A 19,822-nucleotide genomic window follows, 5' to 3' on the forward strand; every position below is an offset into this window, starting at 1 on the left:
TCAGGGCAGCGTGACGCTGGTCGTCAGGCTCTGTCCATCGTCAAAGGTCACCACCAATTTGGCTTCTCCTGCTGTCAATGCTTGCTCGCCCTTGAGGCCGACGGTTTTGCGGGCACCGGGGAGGATGTAACTGCCGCCCTCAAACCGGGCCAGTGTTTGCGTGCCGCGCGTGACGGTCGCTTCCCGTATCTGGGCGTAAGCCGTACCGGTATTGCTGCATTGCAGGTTGAGGGTCTTGGCGTCCGCAAGCTGGTGGGTGCAGTTGACCTGGCGCTTGGCCACCGGGGGGGTAATGAACACCGGCATGCTAAGGGCCAGCGCGATCGGGACCTGGATGCCTGTTGCGGGCACGGCTTCAGGGACTTCGCGAATGATCATTCGGTAAGTCAGTTGCCGGCTTGCATCTGCAGGTTTCAGCAGGGCAAGGCGCACCACCTGCCGGGCCTTGGGGGCCAGCTTGATGATGGGCGGCGCCAGGATCAGGTCTTCGGTCAGGACGAGTTCGTCAGTACCGTCCGGGTTCTGGCTCCATGTATTGATGTCAGCCTGCAGTACGACTTCGGTGTCTGCTTCGTTGGACAGTGTGACTGCGATGGCGCGATCACGCGGTGTCATGTAAAGCCGGACCGGTGTCACTGAAAAGACGCCTGCCGTTGCTGCAACCCAAGGTCCCAGCAGGCTTAGCAGGAGGGCGTAGGTGACAAGCTTGCTTCGGCGCGGTGAGACGTTCATCCTTAGAAGGATACCAGCATCTCTACTGATCCAGCGTGTTTCCCGGCGTAGGCAAGGCGCAGCGCTGTCACGGTGCCACGGTCATCCCGAAGCCGGATGCGGGCCTGTTTTTCAATCTCCGCAGCCTCTGGGTCCAGGGCGTAGCGCCGGCTTTCGATTTCCCAGCCATCGTCTGACTCTTCATCGGCCGTGGCCACCTGGCGCTGGTCCTGGAGCCGGCAGGTATAGCGGGCGCCCGGGTCATTGCGGGACAATTCATTGCGGCAGTAGTCGGGCAGCAGGGAGTCCCGCGTCGGCCGGTAACCGGGCATGAAGCGGGCATCCCCTAGACTGCGGACTTGCGAGATATTGACAAAGACATTCGAATTGCAGGTCACCTGTACCGAGGCGCCGCTGCCGCCAGAGCCGGTGGCGCTGGTACAGGCGTTGCCATTGCCGGTGGTGTTTCCCGGGACGTTCAGCGTGATCTGGACCGAAAACTGCCCGGCCGCCGCGCCGGCAAAGCAGGCGGCAGCGGCTAGCATCAAGAGAGCTCCGAAGGCGGCCTTGCGGATCATGGCTGTCAACGTGGCGGGGATCAGGCCCGAGGCGATCAGTAGGTGATCGTCAGGGTCTTGGTCTTGTTGGTCGCGGCGGTATTGGTGCAAGTCGCCGTGGCGCAGGTGCCAGCCTGGCCAGCGGCCATGGTGCCGTTGACTGTGAAAGCCTGGTCGGTGCCGTTGCCGGTGCCGGCTGCAGCGCTCAGGGCCAGGGTATAAGCCAGGTTGACGGCATCATCGGTCACGCCGGAGTTGCTCAGTGCCAGGGTGTAAGGCAGGGAGTTGGTGCAACGAACGTTGAAGCCGCCGCCGGTGGAGGTGGCTGCCGTGGTCTGGAACGAGGTGTAGTTGAACACCACGTTGTTGATGACCGCGCCGGTAGCGGCGTTGGTGGAGTTGATCTCGCACTTCGAGGTCAGGTTGATCACCACGTTGAAGGTGCCAGCTGCGGTGGCAGCATAGGCGGGCAGGGTGGCAATTGCGGCAAGGCCGAGGGCGATTACTAAAATGAGCTTTTTCATGACTGTTCTCCAGTTAAAAAAACGAATAACAAACAAGGGAAATGTGAAGGTGAATGAACTGTAACCAGATATTTCTGAAATCGGTCGATTTGTATCTGTAACAGCGCACTCTAGTGGGGAATTTGTCACGTCAAACCGTTGAAATTATTGGATTTATTCATAAATGGAGCCGAAAGACTTACAGGTAACAAGCGTAATACTGCCGTCTGAAACGGCTTTTTTCTTCCGAATCCAGTGAATCAGTAACAAACTTGAAACAACCATGCCTCAGACCATGCAGAAACAAACCCTGTCTTTCCAAGCCGAAGTTGCGCAGCTGCTCAAGCTGGTCACGCACTCCCTGTACTCGAACCCGGACATCTTTTTGCGCGAGCTGATCTCCAATGCGTCGGACGCCTGCGACAAGCTGCGTTTCGAGGCGCTGAACGATGCATCGCTGTACGAAAACGACCCCGAACTCAGGGTGCGCGTGAGTTTCGACAAGGCGGCCAAAACCCTGACCATCGCCGACAACGGCATCGGCCTGTCGCAGCAGGAAGCCATCGACAACCTCGGCACGATTGCCAAGAGCGGCACGCGCGACTTCATGGCCAAGCTCTCGGGCGACCAGAAGAACGACGCGCAGCTGATTGGCCAGTTCGGCGTGGGCTTTTATTCAGGCTTTATCGTGGCCGACCGCATTGCGGTGGAAAGCCGCCGGGCCGGCCTGCCCATCAACCAGGGCATGCGCTGGAGCAGCGACGGCACGGGCGAGTTTGAAATCGCAGACATCGAGCGGGCCGAACGCGGCTCGAGCATCATCCTGCACCTGAAGGAAGAGTCGCTCGACTACCTGAATGCCTGGAAACTCAAAGGCATCATCAACAAATACTCCGACCACATCTCGCTGCCCATCCTGATGCAAAAAGAGGAGTGGAAAGAGGGCGAAAACGACCAGCCCGGCGAAATGGCGGTCACCGGTGAATGGGAAACCGTGAACCAGGCGGCGGCACTGTGGACGCGTGCCAAAAAGGACATCACGCAGGAGCAGTACGACGAGTTCTACAAGCAGATCAGCTACGACAGCGAAGCGCCGCTGGCCACCACGCACAACCGCGTGGAAGGCGCCACCGAATACACGCAGCTGCTGTTCATCCCGGCCAAGGCGCCCATGGACATGTTCAACCGTGACAAGGCCGCGGGCGTCAAGCTCTACGTCAAGCGCGTTTTCATCATGGACGATGCCCAGGCGCTGATGCCGACCTATCTGCGTTTCGTCAAGGGTGTGGTTGATTCGTCGGATTTGCCGCTCAATGTCTCGCGCGAACTGTTGCAGGAAAGCCGCGCCGTCAAAGCCATTCGCGAAGGCTGCACCAAGCGCGTGCTGTCCATGATCGAGGACCTGGCCGCCAACGACGCCGAGAAGTTCAAGGCCTTTTATGGCGAATTCGGCGCTGTGCTCAAAGAGGGTTTGGGTGAAGACTTTGCCAATCGCGAGCGCCTGTCCAAGCTGCTGCGCTTTGCCAGCTCAACGACGGACACGGTGAGTGTGGGCTTTGCCGACTACAAGGCCCGCATGAAGGAAGGCCAGGACGCGATTTACTACATCACCGCCGACACGCTGGCCGCCGCGAAGAACAGCCCCCAGCTCGAAATCTTCCGCAAGAAAGGCATCGAAGTGCTGCTGATGGCGGACCGGGTCGACGAGTGGGCGCTCAATTACCTGCACGACTTCGATGGCACGCCGCTGCAGTCGGTGGCCAAGGGCTCGGTAGATCTTGGCAAGCTGCAGGACGAGGACGAGAAAAAAGCCGCCGAAGAGGCACAGACGCAGTTCAAGCCCATCCTCGACAAGATGAAAGAAGCGCTGAAAGACAAGGCCAAGGATGTGCGCGCGACCTCCCGTCTCGTCGATTCACCCGCCTGCCTTGTGGTGCAGGACGGCGACATGTCGACCCAGCTGGCCCGCATGCTCAAGCAGGCCGGCCAAGCCGTGCCCGAGGTCAAGCCCATCCTGGAGGTCAACGCCCAGCACCCGCTGGTCAAAAAGCTCGAGGCCGGTGTGGATGGCGCGCATTTTGACGACCTGGCCCACATCCTGTTTGACCAGGCCTTGCTGGCCGAAGGCGGCATGCCTGAAGACCCGGCCGCCTATGTGCGGCGAGTCAACGCGTTGCTGGTGTAGGCGCTGCGCATCAGCTGGGGGAGTTGGGGCGTCAGAGGGGCTCGAAACGGATTTTGGTCAAATCGGCCTCCAGCCCTTTGTGGACAAGCGCAAGCAGCTATTAAATCAATAGCGCTTGCCGAAACCAGAGGCCGCGCCTGATGCGCCGCCTGTTCCTCAGCACACCAGGGGCGCTTCCTGCATGGCCTCGGTCTGCTCTTCCAGCATGTCGACCTGGCCTTTCCAGTAGTCGCTGGAGCCGAACCAGGGAAAGTTGATCGGGAAAATCGGGTCGTGCCAGCGTTGCGCCAGCCAGGCGCTGTAGTGCACCAGGCGCAGTGTGCGCAGCGGCTCGATCAGCGCGAGCTCGCGCCGGTCGAACTCGCGGAACTCCTCGTAGCCGTCCACCAGCGCGCCCAGCTGTCGCGTGCACTGCGCGCGGTCGCCGGACACCAGCATCCATAAATCCTGCACCGCCGGCCCGGTGCGCGCATCGTCCAGGTCGACGAAATGCGGGCCGGCCAGCGGCAGGCCCTCGGGCGTCCACAAGATGTTGCCGGGGTGGCAGTCACCATGCAGGCGCAGGTTTTTCACGTCTCCCACGCTTTCAAACACGGTTTGCGCCACCAGCATGGCTTCTTCAAAGGCCTTGCGCCAGCGCGACTCCATGTCCAGTGGAATGTAGCCATGCGCGCCCCCCGCCAGCAGGATGTCGCGTGAGGCATAACCAAAGGTCTGCAGGTTCAGGGCCGGCCGGTGTGCAAAGGGTTTGGCGCTGCCGACGGTGTGGATGCGCGCCAGGAAGCGGCCTATCCATTCCAGCACCTCCAGGTTGTCAAGCTCGGGCCGCCGCCCGCCGCGGCTGGGCGAAACGCTGAAGCTGAAGCCCTTGAAGTGGTGCACCGTGCGGCCGTCCAGCACAAGCGCGCCCACCACCGGGATCTCGGCGGCCATCAGCTCCGCGGCAAAAGCGTGTTCTTCGGCGATCTGTTCGTCGCTCCAGCGGTCGGGCCGGTAAAACTTGGCGACCACGATGTCGCCTGCGAGGTCGGCGTCGCCAACGGGGCTCTCAAGATGGATCTGATACACCCGGTTTTCGTAGCTCGACAGCGCCATTAACCGGCCATCACCCAGCAAACCGACGCTGGCCAGCGCGTCAAGCACCACGTCGGGTGTCAGTGACTCGTAGGCATGCAGTGCTGCGGTAGCTGTGTTTTTTTCCGTCATGCCCGATTGTCGGCGCATAACGTTGCACGACCCCGCTAGCGCTTGTAAATGCCTGTTTCCCGGATCAAAAAAGCCTGTAGCCTAATGAGAATGTGCGCGAGCAGCTATAAAAATAATAGCAATCTCCAGCTGAAGGTGTGAAGAATCAGGGCTGCAGGATGTGGCCGGTGCGCGGGTCTCCCTTGCCGGCCAGCACGTCCTGGTAAGCGGCTTGCACCGAAACCTGCCCGGCATGCCGCTGGGCGATGAGCCAGGGCGCTCCGGTGCCCGCTACCTGCCGCGTGAAATCCCGCCAGGCGCTGGCCAGCTGCTTTCCAAAGCCCTCCTCACCCCAGTCGGCAACGCGCTTTTTTGCTTGCGAGGGCGCGAAGAACAGCGTGGGCCTGGGGCCGGGCAAGTCCTTTGCGCTGCCCTTGGCGGCCAGGTCGTCCACATGCGTGCCGCCTATCGAGCAGTTGTAGCGAAGATGGCCAAAGCGGGTGTGAATGCGTTGGCGCAGGCCGGCGCTGCCCGCGAAGTCGACGTAAATGCAAGCTGTGTCTGCGGCAATCGCATCGAGCTGGTCATAGGTCACCACACGGCTGTAGCACCCCAGGCTTTCGCAAAAAGCAACGTTGCCTGGCGAGGTAAGGGCTATCACTTCAACACCCGGCCGCTTTGCCAGCTGAAAGGCCGTGCCGTAAGCCGTTTTGCTGGAGGCGCTGGACAGCAGCATGGCGCCGGCGCCGAAGAAGTCGTTGTCCGCCAGGAAGTCGTCAATCAGGAACGAGGTGATGAACAGCGGGCGCAGGAGCGACTGCATATCCTCGGTCGCCGCGTCGTAAAACGGGTCTGTGCTGCAGCGCATGTACTGGTTATAGGCTACCGGCAGGGCCCGCCGGTGTGCGGCGCCGTCAAAGAAGCCGGCGGGCGTTACGCGCGCCGGTTGCAGCACCAGTTCGCTGGCCATGGGGTAGTAGCCGTAAAACTTTTCCCCCACGGCCACGCCTTCGCATTGCGACTCGAGCGCCGTGGCGAAGCCCCAGACCGGAATGTTGCCCCAGCCCTCTTCCCCGGTCGGGAAAAACTGCCAATAGCTCATCGCCTCGCCAAACGCCGCATAGGTGATGTTGTTGGACGTCAGGGCGAATGATTCGATGCCCAGCCGCACCTGGCCGGACGTGAGCGGCACATAAGCATCGGTGTGCCGGCGGGTTTGGGTGAGCGCGTCTTTTCGGACCTGGAAGGTGGCGGTGGGGGCTGCGGTGTTCATGGCGCCAACCGTAAATGAAACGGCCCACCGGTTCAACACCGGCGGGCAAAAATATTTCCACCCCTGTCCAGGCTCACTGCGTGTAGCCTGTTCTCCCCTTGAGGGGACGGCGCCTGGGGCCGGCGAAGCCGGACCCGCGGCCCCCACTGGTGAAGTGCCCGGACTGGTAGTACCCAAAGAACTCTTAAACCCAGCATGAGCCGCGGGACTGGCTTTGCAAGACCGCAGGCGGGCGGCCCCCTCGGGGGGCAGGGAGCGACACGAAGTGCGCGACCGTGGGGGCCTTATTTCAGCGTGATCACAACTTCAATGTTGCCGCGGGTGGCGTTGGAGTAAGGGCAAACCTGGTGGGCTGCGTCCACCAGCGCCTGGGCGGCAGCGCGGTCCATGCCGGGCAGGGTGATGTCCAGGCGCACGGCGATGCCATAGCCGTTGGGGATCTTGCCCAGGTCAACGCTGGAATCGATGGAAACGTCTGCGGGCACGTCGATCTTCTTCATGCCGCCGACAGCCTTCATCGCGCCAATGAAGCAGGCTGCGTAGCCGGCCGCAAACAGTTGCTCGGGGTTGGTGCCCGTGCCGGAGGTGCCGGGCGAGCTCAGCGTGACGTCCAGGCGGCCGTCGTCGGTCTTGGACTTGCCGTCACGGCCGCCGGTGGTGTGGGCGTGGGCGGTATAGAGAACTTTTTCGAGCGTTGTCATGGTGGCTTCCTTGAGAAATTACCCCGAATCGGGGCGGGTTAAAAATTCGGTGAAATAGAAATAGAAATAGAAATAGAAATAGAAAGAAAAAGAGGTCAGGCGGTGAGCCGCCGGCGAAAGGACTGGACTTGCTGCGTCAGCGACACCAGTTCGGGGATCGAGCACTCGGTGGCACTCATGATGCAGCCCGGAATTTTGGCGGCTTTGGCCTTGAGTTGGCGGCCCGCGGCCGTCAGCGTAATGTGCACACGGCGCTCGTCTTGCACGGCGCGCAGGCGCGAGAGCAGGCCAGCGGCTTCCATGCGTTTGAGCAGCGGCGTGAGGGTGCCCGAGTCGAGGTAAAGACGTTCACCGAGCTCGGATACCGTGAGGCCGTCCTGCTCCCACAACACCAGCATGGCAAGGTATTGCGGGTAGGTCAGGCCCATCTCTTCGAGCATGGGTTTGTAGAGCTTGGTCATGGCCAACGACGTGGAATACAGGGCAAAACACAACTGGTTGTCCAGCTGGAGCATGGCGTCAACGGTGTGGGTTTTGTCGGGCATCAACGAATTATAGCTCGCAATTAAATTGTGCGCAACTTAATTGCGACCGTAGATCCGATGGTGCCAGATGGTGGTTTCAGGTGCGTCGGTATCCGGCCCGGCAGGTTCCGGGCGTAGCCCCAAAAGGAAAAGGCTTCAAAACCGAAGTCTTGAAGCCTTTTGGCTTTGCTCAGCGCAGGGCTGAGTCAGCAGGTTTGCAACGGCATTGCTGCCGTTACTGGGGTTTGCAGGGCTTAGTAGCCGCCGCGGCCACCGCCGCCGCCACCACCGTAGCCGCCGCCACCGGAACGGCCACCACCGCCGCCGCCGTAGCCGCCACCGCCGGAGCGATCGCCACCACCGCCACCGCCGCCGTAGCCGCCACCGCCGCCGAAGCCGCCGGTACGGGGAGGACGTGCCTCCATCGGACGGGCTTCGTTCACAGTGATGCTACGGCCGCCCAGGGACTGGCCGTTCATGCCGGTGATTGCGGCTTGTGCTTCTGCATCGTTGCCCATTTCGACAAAGCCAAAGCCTTTGGAGCGACCGGTGTCGCGTTCCATCATGACTTTAGCGCTGGTGACAGCGCCGAATTGGCCAAAAGATTGTTGCAGGTCTTCGTCACGAACCGTGTATGGCAGGTTGCCGACGTAAAGTTTATTGCCCATAGAGGACTCCTCAAAAAAAACACATAAAACAAAAGCGATGGAGTCCCGAAAGCACAACAAACTGAAGAAGTACCGCCGTAGCGCGCGAAACTGACCGACCACTAACTTGTGCGGGTGTTTTGCACCCGTACTGTCGGATTATGCGCTTAAATCCGCCGGAGTGGTTTTTCGTCTGTTTCCCGGCCAATTTTTTGAGGGATGGTGCCACCGCACGTGGGGTTAGGGGCTGGGCCCAGCGGGCTTTGCGCTGCGGTAGAGGCGGCCGTTGCGCCGCTCCCACTAAACTGGGGATATGCAAACCCCCAGCACCGCGCGCGCCGCAAAACCACTAAAAGGCGCTGTAAAGCCCGCACCCGCCGCGCAAGTGATTGAAGAACTTCGCCCTGGGCAGTCGATCGAGCTGCTCAGGGAGCTGCACATCCTCACGCGCGAGGGCAAGCTCAACCAGGACACGCGGCGCAAGCTCAAGCAGGTCTACCACCTGTACCAGTTCATCGAACCCCTGCTCAATGAGGTCGCGGCCGCCAAAGCTGCATTCACTTTGGCCGACCACGGCGCCGGCAAGTCCTATCTGGGTTTCATCGTGTATGACCTGTTCTTTAACGTGGCGCACGCAGGCGAGGCCATGGCCGGCCATGTCTACGGCATTGAAACCCGCGCCGAGCTGGTCGAAAAATCCCGCACGCTAGCGGCGCGCCTGGGTTTTGCGCGCATGTCTTTCCTGAATTTGACGGTGCAGGCGTCGACCACTTCGGCCGAGCTGCCGCCCGAGATCGACATCGTCACCGCGCTGCACGCCTGCGACACCGCGACTGACGATGCCATTGCTTTTGGCCTGGCCAAAAACGCGCGTCACATGGTGCTGGTGCCTTGCTGCCAGGCCGAGGTGGCCGGCGTGCTGAAAAAAAGCCGCGCGCTGTCGCTGGCCAAAACCCCTCTGGCCGAACTCTGGCGCCATCCGCTGCACACGCGCGAATTCGGCAGCCAGATCACCAACGTGCTGCGCTGCCTGCAGCTCGAAGCCAACGGCTACCAGGTCACCGTGACGGAGCTCGTGGGCTGGGAGCATTCGATGAAAAACGAATTGATCCTTGCCAGCCGCCCCGCGCAGCCCCTGGCCGGCAAAACCCGTGCGGCGCAGGCGCGTCTGCACGAGGTGCTCGATGAACTGGGTCTGGGTGAGTTGACGACGCGTTTCGCCGTGCCGGCCTAAGCCTGCAGCACAGCCTGGCCGCGGCGCTCCGCGGCCAGCAACCGGATGTTCGTGATGAGCGCCTGCTGCGCCGGTGTGGGCGCCATGTCGGCGCGCAGCGTCAACCCCACCAGTTCCTCCGTGCCCGCCATGCTGACAGGCAATGGCAGCAGAGCACCGCTGTCCAGATCGGGCCGCACCGCGCCTAGCGGCGAGATCCACACCGCATCGCTTTGCAGCACGTAGCCGCGCGCAATGGAGACCGACAGCGTTTCGACGGTGCGTGCCGGCAATGCCAGACCGCGCGTGAGGAAAAAGCCGTCCGCTGTATGGCGAATCGCCGTGCCCTGCGTGGGCAATATCACGGTGAAATCGTGTAGCCCGGCCAGCAGGTCGGCTTTCAGCGACGCCTGCACCAGCAGCGGATGGCCCGGCCGCACGGCCAGCACCAGCGGGTCGGCATACAGGTGCTCAAAACTCAAGCCCACCATATGGGCAGGCTCGGCAAAGCGGCCTATGACCAGGTCCAGCTCGCGCTGGCGCAGGCGCGCCAGCAGCTCCGGGTTGGAGCCTGTGTGAATGCGCAGACTGGTGTGCGCATCCTCCCTGGCCTCGGCATCGTGGCGCAGCAGCAGTTGCGGCATCAGCCACGGCGCAACCGTCGGCAGCACGCCAATCGCGACCACGGCGTGGCCTTGGCGCCGCGTCTGCGCCACGCTGGCCACGGCCTCGCGCAACGCGCTCACGCTGGCGCCGGCATGGCGTAAAAAAGCTTCGCCTTCGCGGGTGGGTAGCGCGCCCCGGCGACCGCGCTCAAACAGGCGCACGGCCAGCAAGTCTTCAAGCTCTTTCAGCGTCTTCGAAACGGCCGGCTGGGTGATGGCCAGCACGTCAGCAGCCTTTTGCAGGCTGCCATGCTGCGCTACCGCCAGAAAGCACTGCAAATGCCGGTATTTGATGCGTTCATCGACCATGCTGCGATTAAACACCCATCGGCTGATTTGGTTATGGATGGTGCTAGAAAATGTCAATATACATAACCATTTGGTGCGATTAAAGTTACCGAACACCGCAAATCAGCCGCGGCTCACCTGCAAATGGCCAGCGACCCATTGACCCACGGAGACACCCATGAAGCCCGACCTGAACAACAGCTTTCTCGCGCCCCGCGACTGGACCAGCCATTCGCCCCATATCTATCCGGGCTACAAATCCACCTTGTTGCGCGGTCCCAAGCAGCCGCTGGTTCCCCTCAAACAGGCGCTGGCGCAGCTCAATGCGCCTGTTTACGGCGCGGAGCAGCTCGGCCCGCTCGACAACGACCTGACGAAAAACGCCGTCATGAACGGCGACCCGCTGGGTGAACGCATCATCATCACCGGCCGCGTGATGGACGAAGACGGCCGGCCTGTGCGCAACACGCTCGTCGAAGTCTGGCAAGCCAACGCGGCTGGCCGTTATGTGCACAAGGTCGACCAACACGATGCGCCGCTGGACCCCAATTTTCTGGGCGCCGGCCGCTGCATGACGGACAACGAAGGCCGCTACAGCTTCAAAACCATCAAGCCCGGCGCTTACCCCTGGGGCAACCACCCCAATGCGTGGCGGCCGCAGCACATTCACTTCTCGCTGTTTGGTGACTACTTCGCCAGCCGCCTGGTCACGCAGATGTACTTCCCCGGTGACCCATTGCTGGGATACGACCCGATGTACATGGGCGCGCCCGAAAGCGTCCGCGAGCTGATGGTCTCGAAATTCAGCCTCGACGTCACCCAGCCTGACTACGCCCTGGGCTATGTGTTCGACATCGTGCTGCGCGGCCCCAAAGCCACGCGTTTTGAATAAGGGCAGGAGAGAACCCATGAGCCAACTCAAACAAACCCCCTCGCAAACCGTCGGCCCCTTCTTTGCCTACGGCCTCACCCCCACGCAATACGGCTACGACCTCAAAAGCCTGTTCACGCCCGTGCTGACCCAGCCGAATGCGAAAGGCGAACACATCCGCATCACCGGCCAGGTGTTTGACGGCGCCGGCAATACGGTGATGGACGCGATGGTTGAGATCGCCCAGCCCGACGGCAGTGGGCTGCCCATCACCTCCGTGGCCGACGCCGAAGCACGCGGCTTCACGGGGTTCGGCCGCTGCGGCACCGGCACCCTGCCGCAAAGCCACTACGAGTTCTTCACCGTCAAGCCCGGCGTTGCCGCGGCAGGGCAAGCGCCTTTCGTCAACGTCTGCGTCACCATGCGTGGCCTGCTGGTGCACACCTTCACGCGCATCTACTTTGACGATGAAGCGGAAGTGAATGGCAAGGATGCGGTGCTGGCGAGCGTACCGGCGGCACGGCGCGGCACGCTGGTGGCGAAACGGGAAATGACCGGGGCGGGGCCACAGTACCGGTTTGATATTCACATGCAGGGCGACAAGGAGACGGTGTTCTTCGATCTCTGACACTGGCGGGTGGCCTCGCCACTCAGTTGCTATTATTTAAATAGCTGCTCGCGCATGTTCTTATTGGGCTGCAGCGGGTTTTTGCAATATTTCCGGGCAAAGTGATGGTCGTGCGAGGGTTTTCTGCGCAGGCGCCGTACCGGTCCGCCGTGAACCGGCTATAAAAGCAGGCATCACCGTCAGGAGCCTGCCATGACCATTCATCTGGACCACTTCATCGTATCGGCGCGGGACAAGGTTGCGTCCGCCAGGTTGCTGGCCGAACTGCTCGGCGTGCCATGGGCTGAAACCACGATAGGTCCTTTTTCAGCCGTCTTCATCAACGAAGGCCTGACGCTGGACTTCATCGACACCGACGAAGACTTCCCCGTCGAACATTTCTGTTTTCGCGTGAGCGAGCAGGAGTTCGATGCGATCCTGGCGCGCATTCAGGCGGCCGGAATCAAGTACCGCAGCTCGGTGCGCGGGCCGATGGATATGCAGGTCAGCACGCAGTTTGGCGGCAAGGGCATTTACTGGAACGAACCCGACGGTCACCAGTGGGAGATGCTGACGGTGAGTTATGCGCGAAGATAGAACCCCCCTGTCCAGGCTCACTGCGTGTAGCCTGTTCTCCCCTCAAGGGGACGGTGAAATGAACTCACCCCCTTCCGGGCTCACTTCGTGTAGCCCGTTCCCCCCTCAGGGGGCGGCGCCTGTGGCCCGGCTAAGCCGGTTCCACGGCCCCCACTGTTAGCGCCCAAAGAACTGTTCAACCCAGCATGAGCCGCAGGACCGGCTTTGCCGGACTGCAGGCGGGCGGCCCCCTCGGGGGGCAGGGAGCTACACGAAGTGAGCGACCGTGGGGGCTCGTCAATCCTCGCCGTAGTCGTGGTCCGGGTGGTTGACGGTATTCAGCTTCCAGTAGCCGCGGCCCACGATGTGGCTGCGGTCCACGCCCAGCTCTTCGATCAACAATTGCCGGATCCTGCGCATGGAGGCGGCCTCGCAGGCCAGGTAAATGCGCGTGCCGGCTGCAGGTGTGCCGGCGTTGCGCAACGCGGTTTCCAGTGCGCGGCCAGCCTGTGTGTTGTCGGTGCCGCGTGCGGCCCAGTGGACCTCCACCTTGGCTGCGCTGTGTAGCGCGCGCTCTTCGGCGACATCCACCACTTCGACCAGCACGCGAGCCGCGGCCGTAGCGGGCAGGGCCGCCAGAATGGTTTCAAACGCGGGCAGGGCGCTGTCGTCACCGATCAAAAAATGCGCAGACGCGTCCAGCGCGATTTTGTAGCCCGGTCCGGGCCCCATCAAATACAGCACCTGGCCCGGTTGCGCCTGTGCGGCCCAAGTCGATGCGGGGCCATCGCCGTGCAACACAAAGTCGACATCGACTTCCAGTGCCTCACCGCGCACCGCCAACGGCGTGTAAGTACGCATGGACTTCGCCCGCGGGCCGTCGGGCAAGGGGCGATCGGGTTCGGTCTGCCCCGGCTCAGGAAAAATCAGCTTCATGTAGCAGGCCGGGTCGTTCACCTCAAAGCCTTCAAGTTCTGCGCCCTGCAGTGTGATGCGGCGCATGAGCGGGCTTAGCGTTTGCACGCGGGTGACCTGCACCCGGCGCGGCGGCCGGCGCTTGCGGGGTGCGCCTTCGGGCGCGGCGGCGGGGTTGTTGGGAGTGTTTGAATCGGCGGGCGTTGCGGACATGGTGTCTTTCGGTGCGGGGCCTGGTTGCCCCAGGGTGAAACGTTCTAATTGAGAATAATTATCATCTGATTGCAATGGCCCGCGCTTGGCAAGGGCAAGGCGGGAATGCGTCCTACCCGACGCCCGCACCCTGTGCAGTAAAGTCAATGCAGGGTCATCCGGGCCCCGGCCTCAGGCTCCATCAGCCCCTATTCCGCCTCGCGTCCAGCCCCCCGAGCTGGTTAGGTGACCCGCATAGCCGACAAGTACCATCCTCATGAACCACAACGAACTCGGCCTGTTTGAAGGATCACCTTGGGGTGTGCTGCTGATGGCCGCCGCCGCGGTGGTCGGCGCGCTGCTGGTCCACCGCATCGGGGCTTCAGTGATTCAGCGGCTGACGCGCAACCTGCCCATTTCCAGCGCCGTGGCGCGCCGTTGCTGGCGGCCCGCGCGTTTTGTTTTGCCGCTGATCGCGTTGCAAGCCGTCTGGCAAGCCGCGCCCGACACCTTGCCGCTGATTTCGCAGGTGCGCCACGGCAATGCGCTCCTGGTCCTGGCCACGCTGACATGGCTGGCCTTGCGCGCCATCAGCGGCGTTTCGCAGGGCATCATCGCGCAGCATTCGGTCGAGGTCGAAGACAACCTCAATGCGCGCCGCATCCATACGCAGACCCGTCTGTTGGGGCGCACGGTCAGCTTCATGGTGCTGGTGGCGGGGCTGGCGCTCATGCTCATGACTTTCCCCGGCGCACGCCAGGTCGGCGCCAGCCTTCTGGCGTCGGCCGGCGTGATCGGCATCGTGGCCGGTATTGCGGCCAGGCCGGTGTTCAGCAATCTGATAGCCGGCTTGCAGCTCGCACTGGCCCAGCCGCTGCGCATCGACGACGTGCTGATCATTCAGGGAGAGTGGGGACGGGTGGAAGAGATCACCGGCACTTACGTGGTGCTGAAGATCTGGGACGAACGCCGCCTGATCATCCCGCTGCAATGGTTTATTGAAAACCCCTTCCAGAACTGGACGCGCAACAGCGCACAAATCATTGGCACGGTATTTTTGTGGGTGGACTACCGCATGCCGCTGCAGCCGCTGCGCGATGCGGCGCGCCGCGCCTGTGAAGCTGCGCCAGAGTGGGACAAACGGCTTTGCCTGCTGCAGCTGGTCGAGGCCGGTGAACGCAGCATGCAGCTGCGCGTACTGGTCACATCAGGAAACTCCAGCCTCAACTGGGACCTGCGCTGCAAGGTGCGCGAGGCCCTGGTGGACTTCATGCAGCGTGAATACCCGCAGCATTTGCCGCTGATGCGGGCGGAGCTGGAGGGTGCGCCGCCGCGTGACACGCATGCCGAGGCAGCGCCCCGCTAGTAGACTGAATCCGTGAGATCGCTGGTAAGCGGCTGACCAGCGGCGCGGCAGGCAAGGCGCAAAGCACAGACGGGCCCGTAGGCCCGGCGCGCATTTGCAACGCCGCATGCTGCGGCGAGGGGCAGACGAGTGACAGTGAATTTCACGGATTCAGTCTACTAGGGTTGTCAGGCCGGTGTCGCCTGCGCTGACTTGCAGCGCATGAAAGCATGGCTGTCAATTAATGGAAACTGCCGGGCATCCGGCAACTGGTAGTGCCACCATTCGTTGGGGTGGTGCACAAAGCCGGCCTCCAGCATGATGGTCAGCAGCTTCATCCGGTTGAGCTGAATCGAAACAGGGTGCGTTGCATGAAAATGGTGCGACGCGCTGCTCATCGTGTCGACCGGCGTGCCCATGTCCAGTTCCTGCCCGTCCGGCGCCAGCAGCGTGACATCAAGCGCCACGCCGCGCGTGTGGTTGGAGCCCTTGGCCGGATCCGCAATGTAGGCGGGGTTGGGCGCCACCGCCCACAGTGCCTCCTGCGCTTCCTGCGGCCGGAAGGCGTCGAAAATCTTGAGCTGAAACCCCATGCTTTTCGCGGCTGCAATGGCCTTGCACAAGCCGGCGTCCGCCAGCGGATGCAAAAAACACAGAGCGCTGTCATAAATCACCTGGCCGGTGAAATTATTCGTGCCTGCATAGATCAGGTCGATCACCACGCCGTGGCTTGCTTCGGTGATGGGAACGAGCGGTGAGAGGTTTTCCATGGGTAGATTGTATTGATAAGAACTACGGCTGCAGGCCAAGAGGGATGGGCGCAAGCAGCTATCAAAGATATAGCAAAAGACGGACCTACTGAAACGCCACTTCCGAAAAACTGCGCAGTTTGCGGCTGTGCAGCTGGGTGATGCCTTCGGCGCGCAGCAGCTCGATGGCGCGTATGCCGATGCGCAGGTGCTGGTCGACGCGCTCGCGGTAAAAGTGGTTGGCCATGCCGGGCAACTTGATCTCGCCGTGCAGCGGCTTGTCGCTCACGCACAGCAGGGTGCCGTAGGGCACGCGAAAACGAAAACCGTTGGCGGCAATGGTGGCGCTTTCCATGTCGAGCGCGACGGCGCGGCTCTGGCTGAAGCGGCGCTGCGGCTGGTTGCCGGGCAGCAGTTCCCAGTTGCGGTTGTCGGTAGAGGCCACCGTGCCGGTGCGCATGATGCGCTTGAGGTCGGGGCCTTCCGCGTGGGTCACGTCGGCCACGGCTTTTTCCAGCGCCACCTGAATCTCGGCCAACGCTGGAATGGGCACCCACAGCGGCAGCTCTTCGTCGAGCACATGGTCTTCGCGCACGTAGCCGTGGGCCAGCACGTAGTCGCCCAGCTGCTGGCTGTTGCGCAGGCCCGCGCAGTGGCCCAGCATGATCCATGCGTGCGGGCGCAGCACCGCGATGTGGTCGGTGATGTTCTTGGCATTGGCCGGGCCTACGCCGATATTGACCATGGTGATGCCGCTGCGGTCGGCGCGCAGCAGGTGGTAGCCCGGCATTTGCGGCAGGCGGGGCGGCTGCACACCCAGTTCATCCCCTGCCACGGCAGGCAGGCCGACGCGCCGTGTCACCACGTTGCCGGGTTCGACGAAGGCCACGTACCCGCTGTCGGGGTCGGCCATGGCTTCGTGGCCCAGGCGCACAAACTCGTCGATATAAAACTGGTAGTTGGTGAACAGCACGAAATTCTGAAACCAGTGCGGTGACGTGCCCGTGTAATGGCGCAAGCGTTGCAGCGAATAGTCGACGCGCGCCGCCGTGAACAGCGACAGCGGCTGCGGCTCGCCGGGCAGGGGCTCGTAAGTGCCATTGGCGATGCCGTCGTCCATCGAGGCGAGGTCCGGCAGGTCGAAAACATCGCGCATCAGCAGGCGGCGCTCCGCCGTCATGCTGCCTTCAATGTGGTCGTTTTCCGCAAACGAAAAGTGGATCGGTATGGGCTGCGTGCTGGTGCCTATTTCGAGTTCGACATCGTGGTTCTGCATTAGCAGGCGAAACTGTTCGAGGTAATAGTTGCCGTACAGGTCGGGGCGCGTCAGGGTGGTTTCAAAGCGGCCGGGGCCGGCCACAAAACCAAAACTCAGTTGCGAGATGTCAGGCGTTTCCAGAATAGCCCGGGCCACCGTGTCGGTATGAATGCGCACGAAGGGATAGCACGCGCGCACATGGCCGGGCAGTGTTTCGCCGGCCACATAACGCTGCATGGCGTCGCGCAGATGGGAAATCTGCTGGTCGTAGATGGCGCGGACCTGCGTCAGTGCGGTAGCCGGGTCGCGGTAGCGGGTCGGGGCAATAAAAGGCGGCAGATAGGGCATGGAAAGCCTGGTTGTTATGGAGGTAAAGCCGGTGACATGCTTCAAAGCGTAGCACCGTATGGCGTCAACATCATTGTGCGGCAAGCAACCGCCACACCCTAGAATGCCCGGATGAACCACCACAAACTCTCGGGACACCTGTGCGCGCTGGCGGCCGGCTTGCTGGGCGCCCTGTGCCTGCAGGTTGCCCAGGCGCAAGCCCCCGCGCCGGGCCGCGCACCGCAGGCGCCGGCAGCCGCCCCGGCCCAGATTTCCCGCGACGCCCAGCGCGCCTATGAAACCACGCGCGACAAACTGGTGCAGATCCGCACGCTGCTGCGCAACTCCAACACCCAGGCCAGCGTGGGCTCAGGATTTTTTGTCTCGGCGAACGGGCTCATCATCACCAATTTCCACGTGGCCAGCCAATTGGCGCTGGAGCCCGAGCGCTACCGCGGCGTGTATGTGCCGGTGGACGGCAAGGAGGCCGAGGTAGAGCTTCTGGCCTTTGATGTCCGCAATGATCTGGCACTGCTGCGCGTGAAGGTGCCCACCAGCGCGATGCCGCAGCTGGCATTTCGCGGCGCGGACCGGCCCCTGGCACGCGGCGAACGCATTTACTCGCTGGGCAACCCGCTGGACATCGGCTTTGCCGTCACTGAAGGCACTTACAACGGCCTGGTACAGCGCAGCTTTTATCCGCGCATCTTTTTTGGCGGCGCCCTGAACCCCGGCATGAGCGGCGGCCCGGCACTGGACGATGCGGGCCAGGTGGTCGGCGTGAACGTCTCCAAGCGCCTCGACGGCGAGCTGCTCAGTTTTCTCATTCCCGCCGAGTTCGCGCAGGCCCTGCTGGCGAAAGCGGCGTCGGCCAAGCCGATCACCAAGCCGGCGCATGCTGAAGTGGCGCGGCAGCTTGGCGAGCACCAGACACTGCTGACGCAAAAGTTCACCGCCGCTCCGCTCACGCCGCAAAAGCATGGCGGCTACAGCGTGCCTGTGCCTGAGGATTCACTGGCCCGTTGCTGGGGCCGCGGGCGCGAGCCCGACTTCAAGGCCTTTGACCTGGAGCGAACCGATTGCCAGATTGACAGCCACGTGTTTGCCGGTGACTTCAATACCGGCTACATCCGCCTGCGCTACGAAGCCTATGACGCACCCAAGCTGGGCCCGTTGCGCTTTGCCGTCATGTATTCGCAAAGCTTCGGCAATGAATACTTCTCCACCCGCGGCTCGCGCAAGGCCACGGCCGCCGAATGCTCCGAACGCTTCGTCGACACGGGCGGCATGCCCATGCGCGCCGTGGTGTGCATGAGCGCCTACCGCAAGCTGCCGGGTCTCTATGACGTGTCGGTGCTCACCATGTCCGTCAACCAGTCCACCCGCGGCGTACAGGGCCGCATGGACGCGCAAGGCGTGAGTTTTGACAACGGCCTCAAGCTGGTCGCGCATTACCTTAGCGGCTTTAAATGGGAGGCCGCACCATGAGCGCCGGCAACCTGGGCCTGCTTCAGGCCATCGACCGTACCGGCGCGCTGGCAGGCCGCCTTGAAGTCAAGCACTGGCCCGTAACGGTCGGTCGGTCTCTCACCGCCGACCTGGTGCTGGACGACAGCCACGTGGCGGCTGAACACTTGCGCATAGACCGCTCGCCTGACGGCGTTGTGGTGGTGCAGGTGCTTGATACGGTCAATGGTGTCGCGCTGAACCGGGCCCGGCATGGCCGCAACACCGAGTTCAACTGGCCCGACGGTGAAGCCCTGACCCTGGGCCGCTTGAAGCTGGGACTGCGTCTGGCAGAAGCGCCGGTGGCCACGGAAGAGCGCTTGCCTCATTTCCCCTGGCGAACCACCGGCTGGACCTTGCTGGCTGTAGCCGCCATGCTGGCGTTGGTGGTGGGGCAGTCGTGGCTGACCCTGACCGAGCCTTCCCAGCTGGCACGGCAACTGCCGGGGCTGGTGGCCGCGGTGGCGATGGCGGTCTCCGTGTGGGCAGGCCTGTGGGCCCTGGCCACCAAGCTTTTTACCGGCCACCTCCAGTTCTGGCGGCACGTCCGCATTGCCTGTGCCAGCTCGGTGGCCATACAGTTGGCGGCCACGCTGTCCGGCTTGCTGGCTTTCATGTTTTCGCTGGAAAGCCTTTCGCGCTTTGAAGTCCCGCTGATGCTGCTGGGCGCGGCTGCGGCCATTTATGTGCACCTCTCGGTGATCGTTCCCCAGCGCCGCCGTGGATTGGCAGGGCTGGTGGCGGGCATCGCGGTGTTGGGCATTGTGGCCATGCTGGGCACCAACTGGCTGCAAAACAAGCGGCTGTCGAACAAGCTCTACATGTCCACCCTGTACCCGCCTTCCTTGCGCATGGCGCCGGCAGTGCCCCTGGCGCAATTCCTCGGCGAGGCCGGCGCGCTGCGCCAGCGCCTCGATGTGCGCCTGAAAGACCGCGAACCCGATTCGGACACCCCCGAAGATCCGGACGCCGAATAGTATTTTCATGGCCGCTTCGACGGGTGCGGCGCGCTGCTTGCGAGCGC

The 19,822-nt window shown here is 62.6% G+C and carries 20 protein-coding genes; 8 read left to right on the top strand and 12 right to left on the bottom strand.

Features of this window, described 5'->3' with window-relative positions; genetic code table 11:
- From ABI546_RS04930 to ABI546_RS04940, 3 genes are read right to left on the bottom strand one after another with little or no spacing between them, the layout of a single operon-like run.
- Positions 1 to 732 carry a fimbria/pilus periplasmic chaperone gene (locus ABI546_RS04930; protein ID WP_348044684.1) on the bottom strand — a complete coding sequence of 244 codons (732 nt, stop codon included), beginning with the start codon at positions 730 to 732 and terminating at the stop codon, positions 1 to 3.
- A 2-nt stretch (positions 733 to 734) separates the two neighbouring features.
- Positions 735 to 1,379: a hypothetical protein gene (locus tag ABI546_RS04935; RefSeq protein WP_348044686.1), complete on the bottom strand. Its 645-nt coding sequence runs from the start codon at positions 1,377 to 1,379 to the stop codon at positions 735 to 737.
- On the bottom strand, positions 1,325 to 1,792 hold the full coding sequence (locus ABI546_RS04940) for a hypothetical protein (RefSeq protein ID WP_348044688.1): 468 nt from the start codon (positions 1,790 to 1,792) through the stop codon (positions 1,325 to 1,327). Before ABI546_RS04940 ends, ABI546_RS04935 begins: the two co-directional genes overlap by 55 nt.
- Before the next feature lie 274 nt (positions 1,793 to 2,066).
- Between ABI546_RS04940 and htpG the strand changes: the two genes are divergently transcribed.
- A complete protein-coding gene (gene htpG / locus ABI546_RS04945) occupies positions 2,067 to 3,956 on the top strand; it encodes a molecular chaperone HtpG (protein WP_348044690.1) in 1,890 nt (629 codons plus the stop codon).
- A 156-nt stretch (positions 3,957 to 4,112) separates the two neighbouring features.
- Here the strand turns inward: htpG and ABI546_RS04950 are convergent, their stop codons facing one another.
- The 5 genes from ABI546_RS04950 to ABI546_RS04970 all read right to left on the bottom strand — a co-directional run bounded on the left by ABI546_RS04950 (position 4,113) and on the right by ABI546_RS04970 (position 8,307).
- Complete coding sequence (locus ABI546_RS04950; protein WP_348044692.1) at positions 4,113 to 5,162, bottom strand: serine/threonine protein kinase; 1,050 nt, start codon at positions 5,160 to 5,162, stop codon at positions 4,113 to 4,115.
- Between the two features lie 145 nt (positions 5,163 to 5,307).
- Complete coding sequence (locus ABI546_RS04955) at positions 5,308 to 6,414, bottom strand: DUF2855 family protein (protein ID WP_348044694.1); 1,107 nt, start codon at positions 6,412 to 6,414, stop codon at positions 5,308 to 5,310.
- Between the two features lie 284 nt (positions 6,415 to 6,698).
- Complete coding sequence (locus ABI546_RS04960) at positions 6,699 to 7,115, bottom strand: organic hydroperoxide resistance protein (protein ID WP_348044696.1); 417 nt, start codon at positions 7,113 to 7,115, stop codon at positions 6,699 to 6,701.
- A 95-nt stretch (positions 7,116 to 7,210) separates the two neighbouring features.
- On the bottom strand, positions 7,211 to 7,660 hold the full coding sequence (locus tag ABI546_RS04965; RefSeq protein ID WP_348044697.1) for a MarR family transcriptional regulator: 450 nt from the start codon (positions 7,658 to 7,660) through the stop codon (positions 7,211 to 7,213).
- Between the two features lie 233 nt (positions 7,661 to 7,893).
- The gene (locus ABI546_RS04970) at positions 7,894 to 8,307 is read right to left on the bottom strand and encodes an RNA-binding protein (protein WP_348044699.1); all 414 of its coding nucleotides are present in this window, start codon (positions 8,305 to 8,307) and stop codon (positions 7,894 to 7,896) included.
- A 292-nt stretch (positions 8,308 to 8,599) separates the two neighbouring features.
- On the opposite strand from ABI546_RS04970, the gene ABI546_RS04975 reads away from it, so the two are divergent.
- Positions 8,600 to 9,520, top strand: coding sequence for an SAM-dependent methyltransferase (locus tag ABI546_RS04975; protein ID WP_348044701.1), 921 nt, complete (start codon positions 8,600 to 8,602; stop codon positions 9,518 to 9,520).
- Here the strand turns inward: ABI546_RS04975 and pcaQ are convergent.
- Positions 9,517 to 10,488, bottom strand: a complete 972-nt coding sequence (pcaQ, locus tag ABI546_RS04980; RefSeq protein ID WP_348044703.1) for a pca operon transcription factor PcaQ — start codon at positions 10,486 to 10,488, stop codon at positions 9,517 to 9,519. The genes ABI546_RS04975 and pcaQ overlap by 4 nt on opposite strands.
- Before the next feature lie 154 nt (positions 10,489 to 10,642).
- Here pcaQ and pcaH point away from each other — a divergent pair, with 154 nt between their 5' ends.
- The 3 genes from pcaH (at position 10,643) to ABI546_RS04995 (ending at position 12,527) form a co-directional block, all read left to right on the top strand.
- Entirely contained in the window at positions 10,643 to 11,344 is a 702-nt protein-coding gene (gene pcaH, locus ABI546_RS04985) for a protocatechuate 3,4-dioxygenase subunit beta (RefSeq protein WP_348044992.1), read from the top strand.
- 16 nt (positions 11,345 to 11,360) lie between these two features.
- Positions 11,361 to 11,951, top strand: coding sequence for a protocatechuate 3,4-dioxygenase subunit alpha (gene pcaG / locus ABI546_RS04990; protein ID WP_348044705.1), 591 nt, complete (start codon positions 11,361 to 11,363; stop codon positions 11,949 to 11,951).
- Positions 11,952 to 12,143: 192 nt separating this feature from the next.
- Positions 12,144 to 12,527, top strand: coding sequence for a VOC family protein (locus ABI546_RS04995; protein WP_348044707.1), 384 nt, complete (start codon positions 12,144 to 12,146; stop codon positions 12,525 to 12,527).
- Between the two features lie 276 nt (positions 12,528 to 12,803).
- Here the strand turns inward: ABI546_RS04995 and ABI546_RS05000 are convergent, their stop codons facing one another.
- Positions 12,804 to 13,634, bottom strand: a complete 831-nt coding sequence (locus ABI546_RS05000) for a siderophore-interacting protein (RefSeq protein WP_348044709.1) — start codon at positions 13,632 to 13,634, stop codon at positions 12,804 to 12,806.
- Positions 13,635 to 13,890: 256 nt separating this feature from the next.
- Between ABI546_RS05000 and ABI546_RS05005 the strand changes: the two genes are divergently transcribed.
- Positions 13,891 to 14,979, top strand: a complete 1,089-nt coding sequence (locus ABI546_RS05005; protein ID WP_348044711.1) for a mechanosensitive ion channel family protein — start codon at positions 13,891 to 13,893, stop codon at positions 14,977 to 14,979.
- Between the two features lie 167 nt (positions 14,980 to 15,146).
- Here ABI546_RS05005 and ddpX read toward each other — a convergent pair whose 3' ends face one another.
- Both ddpX and ABI546_RS05015 read right to left on the bottom strand, forming a co-directional pair.
- Positions 15,147 to 15,728, bottom strand: coding sequence for a D-alanyl-D-alanine dipeptidase (gene ddpX, locus ABI546_RS05010; protein WP_348044713.1), 582 nt, complete (start codon positions 15,726 to 15,728; stop codon positions 15,147 to 15,149).
- 85 nt (positions 15,729 to 15,813) lie between these two features.
- Positions 15,814 to 17,313 carry an AMP nucleosidase gene (locus ABI546_RS05015; RefSeq protein WP_348044715.1) on the bottom strand — a complete coding sequence of 500 codons (1,500 nt, stop codon included), beginning with the start codon at positions 17,311 to 17,313 and terminating at the stop codon, positions 15,814 to 15,816.
- A gap of 111 nt (positions 17,314 to 17,424) precedes the next feature.
- On the opposite strand from ABI546_RS05015, the gene ABI546_RS05020 reads away from it, so the two are divergent.
- Both ABI546_RS05020 and ABI546_RS05025 read left to right on the top strand, forming a co-directional pair.
- The gene (locus tag ABI546_RS05020) at positions 17,425 to 18,780 is read left to right on the top strand and encodes a serine protease (RefSeq protein WP_348044717.1); all 1,356 of its coding nucleotides are present in this window, start codon (positions 17,425 to 17,427) and stop codon (positions 18,778 to 18,780) included.
- Positions 18,777 to 19,775: an FHA domain-containing protein gene (locus ABI546_RS05025; protein WP_348044719.1), complete on the top strand. Its 999-nt coding sequence runs from the start codon at positions 18,777 to 18,779 to the stop codon at positions 19,773 to 19,775. Before ABI546_RS05020 ends, ABI546_RS05025 begins: the two co-directional genes overlap by 4 nt.
- Positions 19,776 to 19,822: the final 47 nt, after the last annotated feature.

The organism is Polaromonas sp. (assembly GCF_039932935.1).
In the GTDB taxonomy this organism is placed as follows: Bacteria; Pseudomonadota; Gammaproteobacteria; order Burkholderiales; family Burkholderiaceae_C; genus Polaromonas.